15 protein-coding genes and 1 pseudogene are annotated in these 16,637 nt (G+C 70.8%); 8 read left to right on the forward strand and 8 right to left on the reverse strand.

The genetic code is table 11. From position 1 onward, the window contains the following. Positions 1 to 36: 36 nt before the first annotated feature. Together ACFYR3_RS19410 and ACFYR3_RS19415 are read right to left on the reverse strand one after the other, a co-directional pair. On the reverse strand, positions 37 to 288 hold the full coding sequence (locus tag ACFYR3_RS19410; RefSeq protein ID WP_355840956.1) for a DUF397 domain-containing protein: 252 nt from the start codon (positions 286 to 288) through the stop codon (positions 37 to 39). Continuing rightward, positions 285 to 1,118 (reverse strand): annotated as a pseudogene (locus tag ACFYR3_RS19415) (helix-turn-helix transcriptional regulator). Before ACFYR3_RS19415 ends, ACFYR3_RS19410 begins: the two are co-directional and overlap by 4 nt. A 151-nt stretch (positions 1,119 to 1,269) precedes the next feature. On the opposite strand from ACFYR3_RS19415, the gene ACFYR3_RS19420 reads away from it, so the two are divergent. The 4 genes from ACFYR3_RS19420 (at position 1,270) to hemB (ending at position 4,572) form a co-directional block, all read left to right on the forward strand. Further along, positions 1,270 to 1,704 carry an ATP-binding protein gene (locus ACFYR3_RS19420; RefSeq protein ID WP_389284184.1) on the forward strand — a complete coding sequence of 145 codons (435 nt, stop codon included), beginning with the start codon at positions 1,270 to 1,272 and terminating at the stop codon, positions 1,702 to 1,704. 288 nt (positions 1,705 to 1,992) lie between these two features. After that, entirely contained in the window at positions 1,993 to 3,024 is a 1,032-nt protein-coding gene (locus ACFYR3_RS19425; RefSeq protein WP_389283995.1) for a helix-turn-helix domain-containing protein, read from the forward strand. A 20-nt stretch (positions 3,025 to 3,044) separates the two neighbouring features. Beyond that, positions 3,045 to 3,395 carry a hypothetical protein gene (locus ACFYR3_RS19430; RefSeq protein ID WP_389283997.1) on the forward strand — a complete coding sequence of 117 codons (351 nt, stop codon included), beginning with the start codon at positions 3,045 to 3,047 and terminating at the stop codon, positions 3,393 to 3,395. A gap of 184 nt (positions 3,396 to 3,579) precedes the next feature. Next, positions 3,580 to 4,572 (forward strand): porphobilinogen synthase, encoded by a 993-nt coding sequence (hemB, locus tag ACFYR3_RS19435; RefSeq protein ID WP_389283999.1) that lies wholly within the window; start codon positions 3,580 to 3,582, stop codon positions 4,570 to 4,572. 91 nt (positions 4,573 to 4,663) lie between these two features. Here hemB and ACFYR3_RS19440 read toward each other — a convergent pair whose 3' ends face one another. The 4 genes from ACFYR3_RS19440 to ACFYR3_RS19455 form a co-directional block, all read right to left on the reverse strand. Further along, positions 4,664 to 5,047: a hypothetical protein gene (locus ACFYR3_RS19440; protein WP_355840942.1), complete on the reverse strand. Its 384-nt coding sequence runs from the start codon at positions 5,045 to 5,047 to the stop codon at positions 4,664 to 4,666. A 17-nt stretch (positions 5,048 to 5,064) separates the two neighbouring features. Next, positions 5,065 to 5,928 carry a heavy metal-binding domain-containing protein gene (locus ACFYR3_RS19445; RefSeq protein ID WP_389284001.1) on the reverse strand — a complete coding sequence of 288 codons (864 nt, stop codon included), beginning with the start codon at positions 5,926 to 5,928 and terminating at the stop codon, positions 5,065 to 5,067. A 1-nt stretch (position 5,929) separates the two neighbouring features. Next, the gene (locus ACFYR3_RS19450) at positions 5,930 to 6,661 is read right to left on the reverse strand and encodes a heavy metal-binding domain-containing protein (protein ID WP_355840938.1); all 732 of its coding nucleotides are present in this window, start codon (positions 6,659 to 6,661) and stop codon (positions 5,930 to 5,932) included. A gap of 349 nt (positions 6,662 to 7,010) precedes the next feature. Then, positions 7,011 to 7,757, reverse strand: coding sequence for a DUF4232 domain-containing protein (locus ACFYR3_RS19455; RefSeq protein WP_355840936.1), 747 nt, complete (start codon positions 7,755 to 7,757; stop codon positions 7,011 to 7,013). Between the two features lie 209 nt (positions 7,758 to 7,966). Between ACFYR3_RS19455 and ACFYR3_RS19460 the strand changes: the two genes are divergently transcribed. The 3 genes from ACFYR3_RS19460 to ACFYR3_RS19470 all read left to right on the forward strand — a co-directional run bounded on the left by ACFYR3_RS19460 (position 7,967) and on the right by ACFYR3_RS19470 (position 11,773). After that, complete coding sequence (locus ACFYR3_RS19460) at positions 7,967 to 9,445, forward strand: helix-turn-helix domain-containing protein (RefSeq protein ID WP_389284004.1); 1,479 nt, start codon at positions 7,967 to 7,969, stop codon at positions 9,443 to 9,445. 75 nt (positions 9,446 to 9,520) lie between these two features. Then, the gene (locus tag ACFYR3_RS19465; RefSeq protein WP_355840932.1) at positions 9,521 to 10,423 is read left to right on the forward strand and encodes an SAM-dependent methyltransferase; all 903 of its coding nucleotides are present in this window, start codon (positions 9,521 to 9,523) and stop codon (positions 10,421 to 10,423) included. 141 nt (positions 10,424 to 10,564) lie between these two features. After that, complete coding sequence (locus ACFYR3_RS19470) at positions 10,565 to 11,773, forward strand: PLP-dependent aminotransferase family protein (protein WP_389284006.1); 1,209 nt, start codon at positions 10,565 to 10,567, stop codon at positions 11,771 to 11,773. A gap of 39 nt (positions 11,774 to 11,812) precedes the next feature. On the opposite strand, the gene ACFYR3_RS19475 is transcribed toward ACFYR3_RS19470, so the two are convergent. Continuing rightward, on the reverse strand, positions 11,813 to 12,703 hold the full coding sequence (locus tag ACFYR3_RS19475; RefSeq protein WP_389284186.1) for a DUF4253 domain-containing protein: 891 nt from the start codon (positions 12,701 to 12,703) through the stop codon (positions 11,813 to 11,815). Between the two features lie 155 nt (positions 12,704 to 12,858). Continuing rightward, complete coding sequence (argS, locus tag ACFYR3_RS19480; RefSeq protein ID WP_355841002.1) at positions 12,859 to 14,628, reverse strand: arginine--tRNA ligase; 1,770 nt, start codon at positions 14,626 to 14,628, stop codon at positions 12,859 to 12,861. Positions 14,629 to 14,785: 157 nt separating this feature from the next. On the opposite strand from argS, the gene lysS reads away from it, so the two are divergent. Then, the gene (gene lysS / locus ACFYR3_RS19485; protein WP_355840926.1) at positions 14,786 to 16,549 is read left to right on the forward strand and encodes a lysine--tRNA ligase; all 1,764 of its coding nucleotides are present in this window, start codon (positions 14,786 to 14,788) and stop codon (positions 16,547 to 16,549) included. Positions 16,550 to 16,637: the final 88 nt, after the last annotated feature.

Here is a 16,637-nt window from a genome sequence, read left to right on the forward strand (position 1 = left end):
CGGGAGACGGCGGGGCGTTCTTCGTCGTACGCCCGGTCAGACGGACGGCAGGAAGGCCGCCCAGGCGGTCGGGGTGAGGGCGAGGCGGGGGCCGGCGGGGTTCTTCGAGTCACGGATGAGGATGCGGACGTGGGCCGCGGCCACCTCGACGCAGTCGGGACCATCAGCCGTGCTGTAGCTGCTCTTCCTCCAGGCCACTTCGACGCAGTCGGGGCCGTCAGGAGTGCTGTAGCTGCTCTTTATCCACTCCAGAGCCGGTCCGTCTTCCTGTGCAGGTTTGCGGGTCATGTCTCTCCCAGCACCGTTTCGATGAAGGCCACTGAATCCCGAGGGGCGAGAGCCTGTGCCCGGATGATTCCATAGCGAATGTCCAGGATCTGAACCTCCTTGGGGTCGGTGATCACCCGGCTGATGAGCTGAACCTCGTTGTGGCCGACGGTGCTTCCGTCCCGCAGCCTGAGCAGTCTGAACGAGCCTGCCAAGCCGGCGTTGTCCTCGCGATTCAGCGGCAGTACTTGCAGGTCGACGTTGCTCAACTTGGCTACCGCCAGCAGGTGTTCGAGCTGCCTTCGCATCACCATTCTGCCGCTGATAGGACGTCGTAGCGTCGATTCGCACTGTACGAAACTGAAGACGCGCGGTGTCTGCTCGCTGAAGATGCCCTGGCGGGCCACACGGGCGGCCACGTGCAGGTCAAGGGCGTCCTCCGAGAACGGAGGGCGCCGGGTGGCGACCGAGGCCCGGATGTAGTCCTCGGTCTGCAACAACCCATGAATCACGGAGTTGTTGTAGGCGCCGAGCTCGATCGCGTCCGCCTCAAGCCGCTTCAGGTCTCGTACCTTCTTCGGGTAGCGGACCTCCGCCAAGTCCTCCTTCAGGGCCGCGAGTCGGCCGCCCGCCGACAGGATCTCGTCCGCGCGGTCCAGTTATTCGGGCCGGGGGATGCGCCGCCCCCGTTCGACGGAGGAGACCAGTTCCTCCCCGTACCCGATGGCCGCGCCGAACTCGGCCTGGGTGAGGCCGGCGGACTCCCGCCACAGCTTCAACTGGCGCTGGACGGTTCTCATCACCGCCCCGGCCTCTTCGTCGTCCTCCGGCCCCGCGTCCCATGCGCTCATGCCCGTCGCCCTCCAGCCGCGCACTTCCCCGCCCAACCCCGCCACCGGCTCCCCGGTCACCCCGTACAGCCGGGACAGAACCGGACGCCACCCGGACAGACACCGTCCGCACGGGCTGCCGCACTTCACAGGGTACGTACGACCGAACACGCTGAGTGACGTGAATCAACGAACTGCGCACGCTCCGCTCCATCACTTCTCGGTGCCGCTGTCCGCCACGCGGAGAGGTGCTCGCCTGGCGCGACTGCTCGCGGCGGAGCAACTGCACGCCTGGGGGCTGCCGTTGGACCCGGCCCGGCTCGTCGTCGCCGAACTCGCCATGAATGCAGTCCTGCACGGACGCGTCCCCGGCCGGAGTTTCCGTCTCACCCTCTCCGTCCTCGCTCCCCGGGCACTGTGCGTGGAGGTCGCCGACGCCCGGGGCGAACGGTGGCCCACCCGGGTGAGGGGCGGGGCTGAGACGCGGTCCGAATCGGGCTACGGGCTGCTGCTGGTGGAGGAGTTCGCGGACCGCTGGGGTGTTCGGCAGGGGCCGGTGCCGTGCAAGACGGTGTGGGCGGAACTCGATCTCGGGCCTTGCCGGTGACGTCCGAACCGGAGCCCGGTGAGGCGTCCTTCGGTGACGCGAGGCCCGGGGCGGCGGGCGGTAAGAGGAGTAAAGAACCCGGGGAAATCCCTTCCAACCAACCAAACCGGGCCCATGTCACACGGGCGGGTGAATCGGGCCGGTACGGGTGGCGCGCGGGCGGTCCGGACCTGCACGCTCGCCGCAGGCAACGTCCACAACTCCACATGCCCACACATGCTTCGGCCCCCGCCGGGACGGCAATCCCAGTGCGAGGGCCTGACCAACGAGGAAGCAGAGACCTTCCCCATGGCTGTGACCCAGCTTATCGATGCGCTGCTCCCGAAGCAGCGAGTACGGCGCAACGCCACCCACTCCGGTGTCACGCACGTACGTGAGTACCAGCCCGACCGGTACACGATCGTCGGCAACCATCTCGCCCAGCACCGAGGGCTCTCCGCGACCGCGATCGGGATCGCCGTGCACATCCTGTCGCTGCCCGAGGGTGCGCGGGTCGACATCCGCAGCCTTGCCGAGCGGTTCCCCGAGGGGCGGGCCCGGATCGCCTGCGCACTACGGGAGTTGGAGGCTCGCGGCTATGTCGAGCGGGTCCGGGAACGGCTCCCCTCCGGGCAGATGATCACCCGTACGTACGCCTTCCACGCCCCCGCGCTCACCCGGGCCCGGCGGGAGGGAGAACCGGAAACGGCCGCCGCCCCGGCAACCCCGCCGATGAAGGCTGCCCCGCCCCCGAACCGAGCGGCCCCGGACCTCCCCGCCTCCGGCGGCTTGCCCTGCGACACCGTGCCCGAGCCGCTCATGGCACCCGACGTCGTACCCGACACCGCACACGTCGGCGCATCGGCCACCGAAGCCGAGAACGCCGAGCCCTCGAAGCCGTCCCGCGACGAGCACCACGACAAGGCGGAGGCGCTGCTCGCCGGGCTGCGCCGGACCGACACCCGGTTGACGCTGTCCGGGCGGGAGGTACGGCGGCTGGCTCCGCTGGTCGTCGCCTGGTTCGAGAACGGTCTCGGCGGAGCGTCGGTGGTCTACGCCCTGACCGAGGATCTTCCCCTTCATGTGCGGCACCCGGCCGGCTTCCTCCGCAACCGTCTGCTGGATTTGCTCCCACCGGCGCTGCCGTCCCCTCCGGGGGCCGGTGAGGGCGGGCCGTTCCCGAGTCGGCCGCTGCCCCCTCCGCCCGCCATGGTGACCTGCGAAGGCGGCTGCGACAGGGGCTTCAGAGCACCGTTCCAGGGAGCGTGGTGCCGTGACTGCCGTGCCGCCCGGCCCGGCGAAGCTCCCGTGGCTCCGGTGGACGTGCCGGCCCTCGTCTGAGTCTCCCGAGAGGAACGACCATGCACGTACATGCGACCCACTCCGCCTACGTGGACGTCTACCACGACCTGCTCCGGGCCTCCAGCGCCCTCGACGCCCTGCGAAATGCCGGTACCGGTGACGACCCAGGCGTCGAGCCGTACGCGGGGGCTGCCATGTGGGGAGTCCGGTTCGCCCTGGCCATGCTCCACCGCGAGCTGCCCTGTCAGCCATCCCCGCCCGACGGCAACCGGACCCCCGAGGAGCTTCTGGCCCTCTGCGCCAATTGGCGCGAGGCCGCCCTGGAGATCGGCCAGTTGGCACCGGAGCCCGACCTGCGGCTCGTCACTGGGGAGACGGGAGCGGCGGCCGCTCCCACGCGGGAGGCGTAGGAGGGGCGGGGTCACATCGAGCAGGCGCGGCTTCGGCGATTCGCCTGGGATGTCTGCCTGTCGCGCCCCTGGAGTCACGGCTGACGGACTCCGATCGCCCGGCGCGGCCTCCGCCCCGGAGGCCCGTCGGGCTCCGACGCCGAGTCGGTAAAGGTGCCCCCGTGACGGGCGTAGCGTAGACGGTATGACGAAGTACGGATCCTTCCCCGGTACGCGTCCGCGGCGGTTGCGCACCACGCCCGCCATGCGCCGGATGGTCGCCGAGACCCGGCTGCACCCGGCCGACTTCATCCTCCCCGCGTTCGTCCGCGAGGGTGTGAGCGAGCCGGTGCCGATCAGCTCGATGCCCGGGGTCGTGCAGCACACGCGGGACAGCCTGAAGAAGGCGGCCGTGGAGGCGCTGGAGGCCGGGGTCGCCGGGATCATGCTGTTCGGGGTTCCCGAGGAGGCGAAGAAGGACGCCTTCGGGACGCCCGGCACCGACCCCGACGGGATTCTGCAGGTCGCCCTGCGCGACGTCCGCGCCGAGGTCGGCGACGAACTGCTCGTGATGTCCGACCTGTGCCTCGACGAGACCACCGACCACGGACACTGCGGTGTGCTCGACGACCAGGGGCGGGTCGACAACGACGCGACCCTGGAGCGGTACGCCGAGATGGCCCAGGTGCAGGCCGACGCGGGCGCCCACATCGTGGGCCCCAGCGGGATGATGGACGGCCAGATCGGCGTCATCCGGGACGCCCTCGACCAGATCGGCCGCGAGGACGTGGCCATCCTGGCGTACACCGTCAAGTACTCCTCCGCCTTCTTCGGCCCCTTCCGGGAGGCCGTCGGCTCCTCGCTCAAGGGCGACCGCAAGACGTACCAGCAGGACCCGGCCAACGCCCGGGAGTCCCTGCGGGAGTTGGCGCTCGACCTGGAGGAGGGTGCCGACATGGTCATGGTGAAGCCCGCGGGCCCCTACCTCGACATCCTCGCCCGCGTCGCCGACGCGTCGGACGTGCCGGTCGCCGCCTACCAGATCTCCGGCGAGTACTCGATGATCGAGGCCGCCGCCGAGAAGGGCTGGATCGACCGCGACAAGGCGATCCTGGAGACGCTGACCGGCATCAAGCGCGCCGGCGCGCAGAACATCCTCACGTACTGGGCGACCGAGGTCGCGCGGAACCTGCGCTAGCGACCGGCCCGGGCTGTCCGCCGGTGTCGGTCCCGGCAGTCGGCCCGGCGCTGCGTCGGACCGGCCGCCGAGTGTGCGGTGGCCGGGCCGGTCAGCCCAGGAAGCGTTCGACGGCCGCGCGGGCGCGGGCGTTCGAGGCCGCGGCGTCGGCCAGCGACTGGGCCAGGGCGTCGACCCATTCGTCCAGGCCCACCGTGCGCCGCGAGAGCACGATGCCCCGGACCTCGTGGCGGATCTCCCCGGTCACCGGACCCCGGTCCATCCGCAGCGAGAGCCGCTGCTCTCCGAGCGCGATGTCCAGCTCGGCGACCGTACCCTCGCGCCCGGCCAGCCGGTCGGCGACGGAACGCCTGCGCCCCACCCGGACGGCGCCGGGCGGCAGCGAGTCCGTCAGGGTCTCCGACAGGACCCGGGCGTACAGGTTCAGGTCCGCGCTGTCCCGGCGCAGCGCCGCCGCGAGCAGTTCCACATCCATCTCAGGCATCTTCCGTCTCAGGCATCGAGGCTCAGCACCATCGTCGGACGTTCGATGACGTGGTCGTCGCGGAGCGGGCGCACCGCCGTCCCGATGGCGAAGAACTCGGTGGTGTGCGATCCCCAGGTGTGCGAGTGCTGGGTCAGCTGGACCGCCACGATCCCCTCGGCCTCCAGGGCCTGACCCTCCGCCTGCATACGGCTCATCGCCAGCTCGCGTGCGGAGTAGAGAGCCTGGGTGAACTGCTCGATCTCGACGTTGCGGCCCGCGGTGCTGAGCACCTGACCGAAGCGCTGGTGGGCCACGTGGTAGACGCACGAGCCCATGACCATGTCCAGCGGCGCGTAGCCGGCCCGGATCAGGGTCCAGAAATCCTGGCCGGACAGGTCCGAGGTGAAGGGCTTGCCCTTGTTGTTGAGCCAGGTTCCGCCCGGTCCCGGGTCCGCGCCGTCGGCCTTCACCGCCGTGCCGACCGCGATGAACTCGGCGATGTCCGACCCGAACTCCTTGAACTCGATGTCCAGCCGTACACCCACGATCCCGTCCGCCCCCAGCGCGCTCGCCTCCGCCTCCATCCGGCTCATCGCCAGCTCACGCGCGCTGTACATGGCCTGGGACAGCTTCGTCAGTTCCTGGTTGCTCGACCAGCGGCCGAGCTGGATGCCGACGTGGTACACGGAGGAGCCGAGAACCAGTCCGAGCGGACGGAAGCCGGCCTCGCGGACCAGCACAAACTCGTTCACCGTCAGGTCCGAGGTGAAGAGCGAGCCTTTCTCCCCGGGTGCGAGCCGGGCAAGTCGCCGCATCGCGTCCTCGGGCAGACTCCCGGCGGTCGGTTGTGCGGCCTGTCCGGTCGGCTGCCGCCCTGTTCGCTCGGTCATGTCAGCGCTCGCGCTCCAGTCTCATGATGGTCAGGGGCCGGGGCCCGGTGGATCGCCGCGGGCGGTCGAACCGGACGACGGAGGTGCCGACGAAGACCGCCTCCGCGTCGAGGTCGCGGGTCTCTCCGTAGGTGGTGGTGCACTCGCTCTCACGCACCCGCAGTTCGATCCTGTCGACGACCACCCCGTCACCGCCCTGCTTCGCGGCGTCGAGGGCCAGCTGGTTCCGGGCCTCCTGGCGGACATGGCCGATCAGTTGGGTGTAGCCGTCGACCTCCTGGTTCCCCGCGGTCCAGGAGATCCGGCGTGAGGTCCGCCAGTCGTCGTGCCGGGTGGCGAGCGCGATACCGAAGGCGAGTCCGGCGGGAACCCATCCGGCGTGGATGAGCTTGGCGAAGTCCTGGCCGTTCAGGTGCGACGTGAACGGCTGGCGCGGGCGGATCCGCGAGCGGGCCCGGACCGCGGTGCCCAGCAGGGTGAACTCCAGTCCCCCCGCGGGGAATTCGTCGACCCGCAGTCGCACCGCGACGATTCCGTCGCCGGCGAGCGCGCGGCACTCGGCCACCGCCCGGGACAGTGCCAGCCTGCGCGCCGCGTACATCGTCCTCACCAACGGCGCGAACGACGACGACCACGGTGAGGACGGTACGGGCTTGCCGTCGGTGACCGACCACGCGCCCGGGCAGCCCCAGACGCCGGTGTATCCGATGTTGAAGACGGCCGTGCCGAGCACCTTTCCGACCGGTTCGAACCCGGCACCCTTGATCGCGGCGAACTCCTCCGACGACAGTCCCGAGTTCCACGTGTCAGCGGGCCTGACATCTGCCGACCTGTCGCCAGGAGCGCCGGCCGGACCGGCATCTCGTCGGTGTGACGTCGGTTCCTGTGCCATCGACCTCTCGGCTCACGGTGCGGTTCGGCTCATTGCGTCGCCTTTCGGCAGCGTATGCCATGGGAAGGATCGGCGAAACGGTGATCACCGGCACCAACGACTCTGCTCGGCGAAGGCCTTTGGGCATGGGAACCCAGCCGCTGGGGGCGTCGTGCCCACGTCCGCGGCTGGGTCCGCCTGCGTGCCGCGCTCAGTAGGAGAGCGCGGTGTCCAGGTCCTGCTGCCAGTACGTCACCGTGAGCTTGTCGTCGACGTAGACGCCCTTCGCGGGGAGGGCCGGGGTCGCGCCGCGGCCCTTGTCGAAGCCGACCTCCAGGGTCTTGGCGGTGTAGCCGTTGCCCCCGCTGCCGTCGGCCGCCGACAGCAGCACACCCGCGTAGCCGGACTCGCCGGGAGCGAGGGTGACGACCGCCTGCGGGTGGGTCTCCTCCGCGACCGGCGGGACGGACTGGGCCTCGCCGAAGCGGGCGATCGGATAGCCGGTCAGGTCGCAGTTCCTCGTGCCGGTGTTGGTGACGGTGAGCAGCAGGTGGTTGAGCGGACGGGACACCGCGGTCGCGGTCGTCTTGGTCGTGGAGCCGTCGCAGGCCACGTTCCTGGAGCCGGTCCCCCCGGTGGAACCGGTCTTGGAGCCGGTGCCGTTCTTCTTGCCGGAGCCCTGTGTGGACCCGGCGGCCGTGGACGTGCTCTTCGAGCCGCCCGTCGAGCCGCCCGTGGAGCTCGCGGTGCCGTTGGCCGCGGGCTTCGCCGTCGTGCTCGCGTCGGCCGCCGGTCCGCTCTGCTGTGCCGAGGAAGCGGACGTGTCGGACGGGCCTTCGCCGCGTACGCCGTTGCCGTCGTTGCACGCCGTCAGAGTCAGCGCGGCGAGTGCGACCGCCGTGGCGGCGAGGAAGCGGGTACGGGCAGTACGGGTGGTCCGGGTGGTGCGTGCGGACATGGTGATCCCCCTGGGGTGTCGCTGGTTGGTCGGCCGCTCGACCGGTCGGCGGGAGCGGCGTGCTTGGATGACCGAAGCTTGTGCGGTGTTCCGTCCCGGCCACCACCATCGCCGGGGTATTCGGGAAGCCGGAACGTTCGCACAGGGTCTGAGCTGGGAAAACAGTGTCGGCCTGGAACGCGGTCCGGGACGCGGGGGATGGAGGAACGGTGGCGGGGGACGAGTTCGCGGGACTGCTGAGGGAGTTGAAGGCACGGTCCGGGCTCAGTTACGGGGCGCTCGCCAAACGGCTGCACGTGAGTACGTCCACGTTGCACCGGTACGTCAACGGGGATGCCGTACCGACTGATTACGCGCCCGTGGAGCGCCTCGCGCGCATGTGCCGGGCGACTCCGGAGGAGCTGATCGAGCTGCACCGGAGCTGGGTCCTCGCGGACGCGCTGCGGAGGCAGAAGACCCCGGGCGCGGGGACCCCGCCGGGAGCGGCGGGCGCAGCGGTAGTGAGATCGGCGGCGGTGACGGTCGCGGTCGCGGAAGGTGACAGTGACCGTGACGGCGCCGAGACGGTGGGCGGGAGCGCGGGGGCCGACTCCGGTCCGGGTGGCGGGGCGGCCGGGAGCCCGACGGGGGCCGGGAACCTGCCGGGTTCGGTGTCGAGGGCGGGGCAGGAGGCCGTGGGTTCGGCTGCGGCTGCGGCTCCGGCTCCGGCTTCGGTGCCCGAGCCGGTGCCGGTGCCGGTACCGGTATCGGGGCCGGTGAAGCGGAGCCGACGGGCTCTGCTGCTCGCCGGTGCCGTCGCTGTCGTGGTGACCGCGATCGTGTCCACCACGCTGGCCTTGCACTTCGGGTCCGACGGAGGTGACGACGCCTCCAAGGGAAAGGCCGTGGCCCTGGGAATACCGCCCGCGACGGGCACGCGTGGCACCGGTACGACACCCGCCCACCACGGGTCGGCCTCGCCGTCCGCCTCGCACAGCGGCAGGCCCAAGGTGTCCAGCTCGACGATCGGCGGTGCCGTCGACGGGAACGGTGTGGTCGGGAGCGGTGCGGCCGGGAAGGCCGGGGACGGCACGGCCGAGGACGGCGCCGGAGCGCCGGCCGTCGTCGCCGACGGGTACAAGTGGGACGGACCGTGCGGCCAGCACTACTTGGTCAACCGGGACGCCGCACAGGTGCCCCCGCCGCCGCCGAACGAGTCGGACGCGCGCGGCTGGGTCACCGCGCTCGGCGGGGTCGCGAGCGGGGAACAGATGGTCGCGCTGACCGTGCAGGGCACCGGCAGGGCGACCGTCGTCCTGGAGGCGCTGCACGTGCGGGTGGTGCAGAAGGACGTGCCGCTCCTCTGGAACGACTACGCGATGGGCGTGGGCTGCGGCAGCGGGATGCAGACGAAGGCGTTCACCGTGGATCTCGACGCGGGGCAGCCCGTGACCGCGCTCAAGAACGGGCAGCGGGACTTCCCGTACAAGGTCAGCGAGTCCGACCCCGAGGTCTTCTACGTGGTCGCGGACGCACGGGCGCACGACGTGAGCTGGTACCTGGAACTCGACTGGTCCAGCGGGACGAAGAGCGGCACGGTCCGCGTCGACGACCACGGGAAGCCGTTCCGGACGAGCGGGAACACGGGCCGACCCGCCTACGACCATCCGCTGGGCGGCAGCGAGTGGGTATCGGCTCCCACCGGGTGATCGGGGCACGATCAAGTCCCTTCAGGAGTTAGGTTGTTGGCCGTTGAATGACGCGACCCTCCAGGGAGATGCCCCATGTCCGGTGACGCCCTCAGCCAGGACCCCGCGGAGCTGAGAAGGAGGATCGACACCACCAAGGCGCACCCCGCCCGGGTCTACGACGTCCTGCTCGGCGGCAAGGACCACTACCCGGTCGACCGGAACGCGGCCGCCGCCGCGCTCGCCGCCAACCCCCGGGGCTACCTCGACGTCCGGCACAACCGCGACTTCCTGCGCCGTGCCGTGACCGCGCTGACCGCCGAGAACGGCATCCGGCAGTTCCTGGACATCGGCACCGGACTGCCCACGCAGGAGAACGTCCACCAGATCGCCCAGCGGATCACCCCGGACGCGCGGGTCGTGTACGTCGACAACGACCCGGTGGTCCTCGCCCACGCGCGCGCCCTGCTCACCAGCGGGCCCGAGGGCCGTACGGACTACATCGACGCGGACCTGAAGGAACCCGGGCAGATCCTCGAACAGGCCGCCAAGACCATCGACTTCGACCAGCCGCTCGCCCTGGTGCTGGTCGCGGTTCTGCACTTCGTCGAGGACGCGGAGGCGTACCCGATCGTGCGGGGACTCGTCGACGCGCTGCCGTCCGGCAGTCGGCTCGTCCTCAGCCACCTCACCGAGGACCTGAACGCAGAGAACATCCGCGCGGTCCAACGGACCTTCACCGAGCGGGGGTTCACCTTCGTCCTGCGCTCGAAGGCGGAGGTCGAGCGCTTCTTCACGGAGAACGGCCTGGTACTGGACGGGCCCGGTGTCGTCCCCGCGCACCACTGGCGCCCCGACGGCAACGCCCCGGCCCCCGAGGCCGCCGACCCCGCCTTCCTGGCCACGTTCGACGACATCGAAAAGGTCCGCTACCGCGACATCAACGACGTCACGGACGCGGACATCAACGTGTACGTCGCGACGGGCGTCAAACCCTAGACGCCGTCGGCGAGTTGCTGTCCGTCCGTATGTCCGTATCCCGGAATTGACGGGTGTGGGCGACACACACCGGCCTAGGGTGCGGGCACGAGCCGGCCCCTGCGCGACGGGGCCCCCCGCAAGGACAAGGAGCCGTCACCCGTGACCGTCACCGACCGTGCAGCCGCGACCGCCCCCGTGCCCCCGCTCGCCGCGAGGGCCACCGCGATCGGCGGTTCGCCGGTACGGGACATCCTCGCGGTCACGGCCCGCCCCGAGGTCATCAACTTCGCGGGCGGCCTGCCCGCCCCGGAACTGTTCGACGCGGTCGGCATCGCGGCCGCGTACCGCGACGTCCTCGCCGAGCAGCCCCAACGGGCCCTGCAGTACTCGACGACCGAGGGCGAACCGGCGCTGCGGGCGGCCCTCGCCGGGCGGACGAGCGCGCGCGGGCTGCCGACCGGGCCGGACGACGTCCTCGTCACCACCGGCTCGCAGCAGGCGCTGTCGCTGCTCGCCACCGCCCTGCTGGACCCCGGCGACACCGTCCTCGTCGAAAGTCCCTGCTATCTGGCGGCACTTCAGGCGTTCGCCTTCGCGGGGGCGCGGGTGCTGGCCGTGCCCGGCGACGACGACGGCATCGACCCCGAGGCCCTCGACGAACTGGTGGCCCGGGAACGCCCGAAGCTCCTCTACACCGTGCCCACCTTCCAGAATCCGACCGGGCGCACCCTGCCGGCCGAGCGGCGGGCCGCCGTCGCCCGCGTCGCCGCCGCGCGCGGGCTGTGGATCGTCGAGGACGACCCGTACGGCGAGCTGCGCTTCGAGGGCGAGCGTGTCCCGTGGATCACCTCTTACGAGGGTGCCGGGGACCGGACCGTGCTCCTCGGGTCCTTCTCCAAGGTGATGGCACCCGGCATGCGGCTGGGCTGGCTGCGGGCGCCCGCGGCACTGCGGCGCGCCTGCGCCGTCGCCAAGCAGGCCGCCGATCTGCACACCCCGACCGTCAACCAGCTCGCCGCCGTACGGTACTTGGCCGACCGGGACCTCGACGTCCACGTGGCACGGGTCGCGGCCGTCTACCGCGACCGCCGCGACGCGATGCTCGCCGGAATCGGCGACGCCCTCCCGGCCGGGTCGACCTGGACCCGCCCGGAAGGCGGCATGTTCCTCTGGGCCCGCCTGCCCGAGCCGTACGACACCACGGCCCTGCTCCGCCGCGTGGTGGACCAGGGCGTGGCATACGTCCCCGGCGCCCCCTTCTACGCGGGCACGCCGGAGACGTCGACCCTGCGCCTGTGCTTCGTCACGCAGACCCCGGACGAGATCGCGGAGGGGCTGCGCCGACTGGGGACGGGGCTGCGCGGCTGACCTCGGCCGGTCCCCGCCAGGGGCGCGTCCCGACGCCGGTCAGTCCCACCAGAAGGACCACACCCGCTCGTTCAGCACCTCCTGCTCGGCGTACTCCCGCAGGGTCGTGTGGTGGCCCTGGGTGATGTTGTCCGGGCAGAACGCGAAGTGCTCCGCCGCGACCGCCTCGGCCTCCGCCATCGTGGTCGGCGGGGCCGCCACGGAGAGCATCAACCGGTCGAAGGTGAGGGCCACCACGCGTATGCCGAAGCGGTCCTCCCAGGATCGGAGCACGGCGCACAGACGCGCCACGTCGTTCTCGTGGTTCAGCGGGCCCGACCAGCCGAGTACCGCCGGGATGTCGGCGCTGCGGCGCGCCGGGACGAGGGCCAGCCGGGGCTCCTTCAGCCACGAGCCGTGGCCCGCGAGGGAGTCGGCGACCTCGGCGGCGCGGGCGTCCGGATCCGCCTCCGGCGTGGTGGCGGCGGCCAGGCCCGGCCAGAGGGGCCCGTACGGCGCGATCGTCTCGTCGAGGGCCGGCTGCTCCCCGAAGATCTCGACGACCTTCTCCTTGCCGGGGTAGTCCTGGTCCGCGTCGAGTTCTTCCGCCGCGTACTCCTCCCAGAACTCGGCCAGCACCTCGTCGGCGTCGTGGTCCCCGGGGTAGGACACCTCGTCGGGCATCAACTCCCAGTCCTCCGGGCCGCTCTGCGTGCCGCCCACGTCCACCAGCACCGGCAGCAGACCGGAGGCCCTGGCCGGGGCCAGCGCCGCCCAGGACCCGGGAGCCGCCCGGTCCTCGGCGTGCCACAGCAGCGGCTCGTGCCACGGGCCGTCGTTCTCCCCCACTGCCTCAAGGGCGTGGGAGGTACCCCCAGCGTCGATCAGTCTCCCGGGCGGGAGTTCGAGCCCGAGCGCGCGCCCGCTCGGGTCTGCCGTCAGCCGCGGCAGCGGATTGGGAAGATGCCGGAGACTGTAGGACCCGCCACTGACAAAGACCGGGGCGCGGTGCCCGGCGGCCGGCAGAACCGCCCCCGGACAGCGAAGAGCCCCGCTGTCCGGGGCGCCCGGACAGCGGGGCTTCTCGTGGAGCCGTGGATCCGAGGTCAGAGCCGCTCGGGCGTCCTGATGCCCAGCAGGGTCATGCCCTGGTGGAGCGTGCGGGCCGTCAGGTCGCAGAGGAACAGGCGGTTCTCCGCGATCTCTTGCGGCGGCGCCGGCTTGATGACCGGGCACTGGTCGTAGAACGTCGTGTAGAGCGAGGCCAGTTGGTACAGGTACGCCGCCAGCTTGTGCGGGGCGTACTCGGCGGCGACCTCCTCCAGCGTCTCGCCGAACCGGTCCAGGTGCAGACCGAGCGCCCGCTCCGCGGGGGCCAGTTCGAGCTCCGGGTGGGCCAGCGGCGCACGGTCACCGGCCTTGCCGAAGATCGACCGGATACGGGCGTACGCGTACTGGAGGTACACGGACGTGTCACCGTTCAGCGAGACCATCTGGTCCAGGTCGAACTTGTAGTCCCGGACGGCGGAGGTGGAGAGGTCCGCGTACTTCACGGCGCCGATGCCGACGTACCGGCCGTTCTCCTCGATCTCCCGCTCGCTCAGGCCCACCTTCTCGGCCTTCTCCCGCACGACGGCCGTCGCCCGGTCGATCGCCTCGTCGAGCAGGTCGACCAGCCGGACCGTCTCGCCCTCACGCGTCTTGAACGGCTTGCCGTCCTTGCCCAGCACCGTGCCGAAGGCGAGCTGGTGGGCCTTGACGTCGTCGTTCAGCCAGCCGGCCCTGCGCGCGGTCTCGAAGACCATCTTGAAGTGCAGGGACTGCCGGGCGTCCACCACGTAGATCAGGCTGTCGGCCTTCAGGTTGACGACCCGGTCACGGATGGCGGAGAGGTCGGTGGCCGCGTAGCCGTAGCCGCCGTCCGACTTCTTCACGATCAGCGGGACCGGGTTGCCGTCCGGGCCCTTCACATCGTCGAAGAACACGCAGAGCGCGCCGTCCGAGCGGACCGCCACGCCCGACTCCTCCAGGATGCGGCACGTCTCGTCCAGCATGTCGTTGTAGCCGGACTCGCCCACCACGTCGGCGTCGCGGATCTCCATGTCCAGCTTGTCGAAGACCGAGTAGAAGTAGATCTTCGACTCGTCCACGAACTTCTGCCACATGGCCAGCGTCTCGGGTTCACCCGCCTGGAGGTCCACCACCCGGCGCCGCGCCCGCGTCTTGAACTCCTCGTCGGAGTCGAAGACGGTCCGCGCCGCCTTGTAGAGCCGGTTCAGGTTCGACATGGCCTCCTCGCCGGAGACCTCGCCGCCCTTGTGGTCCAGCTCGTGCGGGTGCTCGATCAGGTACTGGATGAGCATGCCGAACTGGGTGCCCCAGTCGCCGATGTGGTGCCGGCGCACGACGGACTCGCCGGTGAACTCCAGGATCTGGACCACCGCGTCGCCGATGACCGCGGACCGCAGGTGACCGACGTGCATCTCCTTGGCCACGTTCGGCTGCGCGTAGTCGATCACCGTCGTGCCCGGGTGCTCCGCGAGGGGCACCCCGAGGCGCTCACCGTCCGCGTACCGCTCCGCCAGGGTCTCGACGATCGCCCGGTCGGTGATCGTGATGTTCAGGAAGCCGGGCCCGGAGACCTCGATGTCCTTGATCACGTCACCCGACTCGACCCGGGACACGACCTGCGTCGCCAGCTCGCGCGGGTTCGCCTTCGCCTTCTTGGCGAGGGCCAGGATCCCGTTGGCCTGGAAGTCGGCCCGGTCGCTTCGGCGCAGCAGCGGGTCCGCGGAACCGGCCTCCGGCAGGGCTGCCGAGAGGGCGTCCGCGAGGCGCTGATGGACGGAAGCGGTGAGGGACGTGACCGAGGCCATGGAGTGGCTGCCGTTCTGCTCGGGTTCCGGAGTTTCCAAGTACAAGGTGAGTACAAGGAAAGCCAGTATCCCACGCGGTGAAAAGCCGTTTTCGCGGTTGAGGCCCGAGCTGGGAGAATGGACGCGTCAGCCGTACTCGCGTATGAGAAAGAAGGACGTGCCGATCGTGGCTCAGAGCACCGAGACCACCGACTGGGTCTCCCGTTTCGCGGATGAGGTCATCGAGGAGTCGGAGCGTCGGGCCCCGGGCGCGAAAGACTCTGGCGCCACCGCACCGGTCGTCGTCGCGTCCGGCCTCTCCCCGTCCGGCCCGATCCACCTCGGCAACCTCCGCGAGGTCATGACCCCGCACCTCGTCGCCGACGAGATCCGCCGCCGCGGGTACACCGTGCGCCACCTGATCTCCTGGGACGACTACGACCGCTACCGCAAGGTTCCGGCGGGCGTCGCGGGCGTCGACGAGTCCTGGGCCGAGCACATCGGCAAGCCGCTGACCTCCGTCCCGGCCCCCGCCGGTTCGGCGTACCCGAACTGGGCCGAGCACTTCAAGGCCGCCATGACAGCGGCGCTGGACGAGCTCGGCGTCGAGTACGACGGGATCAGCCAGACCGAGCAGTACACCGCGGGCACCTACCGCGAGCAGATCCTGTTCGCGATGAAGCACCGCGGCGACATCGACGCGATCCTCGACCAGTACCGGACCAAGAAGGCCCCCGCCAAGAAGCAGCAGGGCCAGAAGCCGGTCGACGAGGCCGAACTCGAAGCCGCCGAGGGATCCGGCGCCGCCGCCGAGGACGACGGCAGCTCCACCTCCGGGTACTACCCGTACAAGCCCTACTGCGGGCAGTGCGAGAAGGACCTCACCACCGTCACGGCCTACGACGACACGACGACCGAGCTGTCGTACACCTGCTCCGCCTGCGGCTTCACCGAGACCGTCCTGCTCAGCGAGTTCAACCGCGGCAAGCTGGTCTGGAAGGTCGACTGGCCCATGCGCTGGGCCTACGAAGGCGTCGTCTTCGAGCCGAGCGGCGTCGACCACTCCTCCCCGGGATCCTCCTTCCAGGTCGGCGGCCAGATCGTCGGGATCTTCGGCGGCAAGCAGCCCATCGGACCGATGTACGCCTTCGTCGGCATCTCCGGCATGGCCAAGATGTCCAGCAGCAAGGGCGGGGTCCCCACCCCGGCCGACGCGCTCCAGATCATGGAGCCGCAGCTGCTGCGCTGGCTGTACGCCCGCCGCCGCCCCAACCAGTCCTTCAAGATCGCCTTCGACCAGGAGATCCAGCGGCTCTACGACGAGTGGGACAAGCTCGCCGGCAAGGTCGCCGACGGCTCCGTGCTGGCCGCGGACGCCGCCGCGTACACCCGCGCCGTCGGCACCGCCGCCGGGGACCTGCCCAGGACCCCCCGCCCGATGGCGTACCGCACCCTCGCCTCCGTCGCCGACATCACCGCCGGCGCCGAGGACCAGACCCTGCGCATCCTGAGCGAGCTCGACCCCGAGAACCCGCTCACCTCCCTCGACGAGGTCCGCCCCCGCCTCGACAAGGCCGAGACCTGGATCAACACCCAGGTCCCCGCCGAGGAGCGCACCGTCGTCCGCGACGAGCCCGACGTCGAGCTCCTGAAGTCCCTCGACGATCAGGGTCGCGAGTCGCTGCGCCTGCTCCTCGACGGACTGGAGCGGAACTGGTCCCTGGACGGCCTCACCCACCTCGTCTACGGCGTTCCCAAGGTCCAGGCGGGCTTCTCCGCCGACGCCACCGCCAAGGAACTCCCCGCCGAGATCAAGGTCGCCCAGCGCACCTTCTTCGCCCGGCTCTACCACCTGCTCGTCGGCCGCGACACCGGGCCGCGCCTGCCCACGCTGCTGCTCGCCGTCGGACAGGACCGGGTGCGCAAGCTGCTCAGCGCCTGACCAGGCACCGCACGGCGGTACGAGGAAGGGGCTCACGGTGATCACCGTGAGCCCCTTCCTCGTACTCCGTACGGCGTCCACACCGGCA

Source organism: Streptomyces sp. NPDC005784 (genome assembly GCF_042871525.1).
Taxonomy (GTDB): domain Bacteria; phylum Actinomycetota; class Actinomycetes; order Streptomycetales; family Streptomycetaceae; genus Streptomyces.

Coding starts and splice junctions, on each gene's coding strand:
- ACFYR3_RS19440 (WP_355840942.1), bottom strand. CDS start 5,047: ATGGATGTGGAACTGCTCGCGGCGGCGCTGCGCCGGGACAGCGCGGAC.
- argS (WP_355841002.1), bottom strand. CDS start 14,628: ATGGCCTCGGTCACGTCCCTCACCGCTTCCGTCCATCAGCGCCTCGCG.
- ACFYR3_RS19425 (WP_389283995.1), top strand. CDS start 1,993: ATGGCTGTGACCCAGCTTATCGATGCGCTGCTCCCGAAGCAGCGAGTA.
- ACFYR3_RS19455 (WP_355840936.1), bottom strand. CDS start 7,757: ATGTCCGCACGCACCACCCGGACCACCCGTACTGCCCGTACCCGCTTC.
- ACFYR3_RS19410 (WP_355840956.1), bottom strand. CDS start 288: ATGACCCGCAAACCTGCACAGGAAGACGGACCGGCTCTGGAGTGGATA.
- ACFYR3_RS19445 (WP_389284001.1), bottom strand. CDS start 5,928: ATGACCGAGCGAACAGGGCGGCAGCCGACCGGACAGGCCGCACAACCG.
- hemB (WP_389283999.1), top strand. CDS start 3,580: ATGACGAAGTACGGATCCTTCCCCGGTACGCGTCCGCGGCGGTTGCGC.
- ACFYR3_RS19465 (WP_355840932.1), top strand. CDS start 9,521: ATGTCCGGTGACGCCCTCAGCCAGGACCCCGCGGAGCTGAGAAGGAGG.
- ACFYR3_RS19430 (WP_389283997.1), top strand. CDS start 3,045: ATGCACGTACATGCGACCCACTCCGCCTACGTGGACGTCTACCACGAC.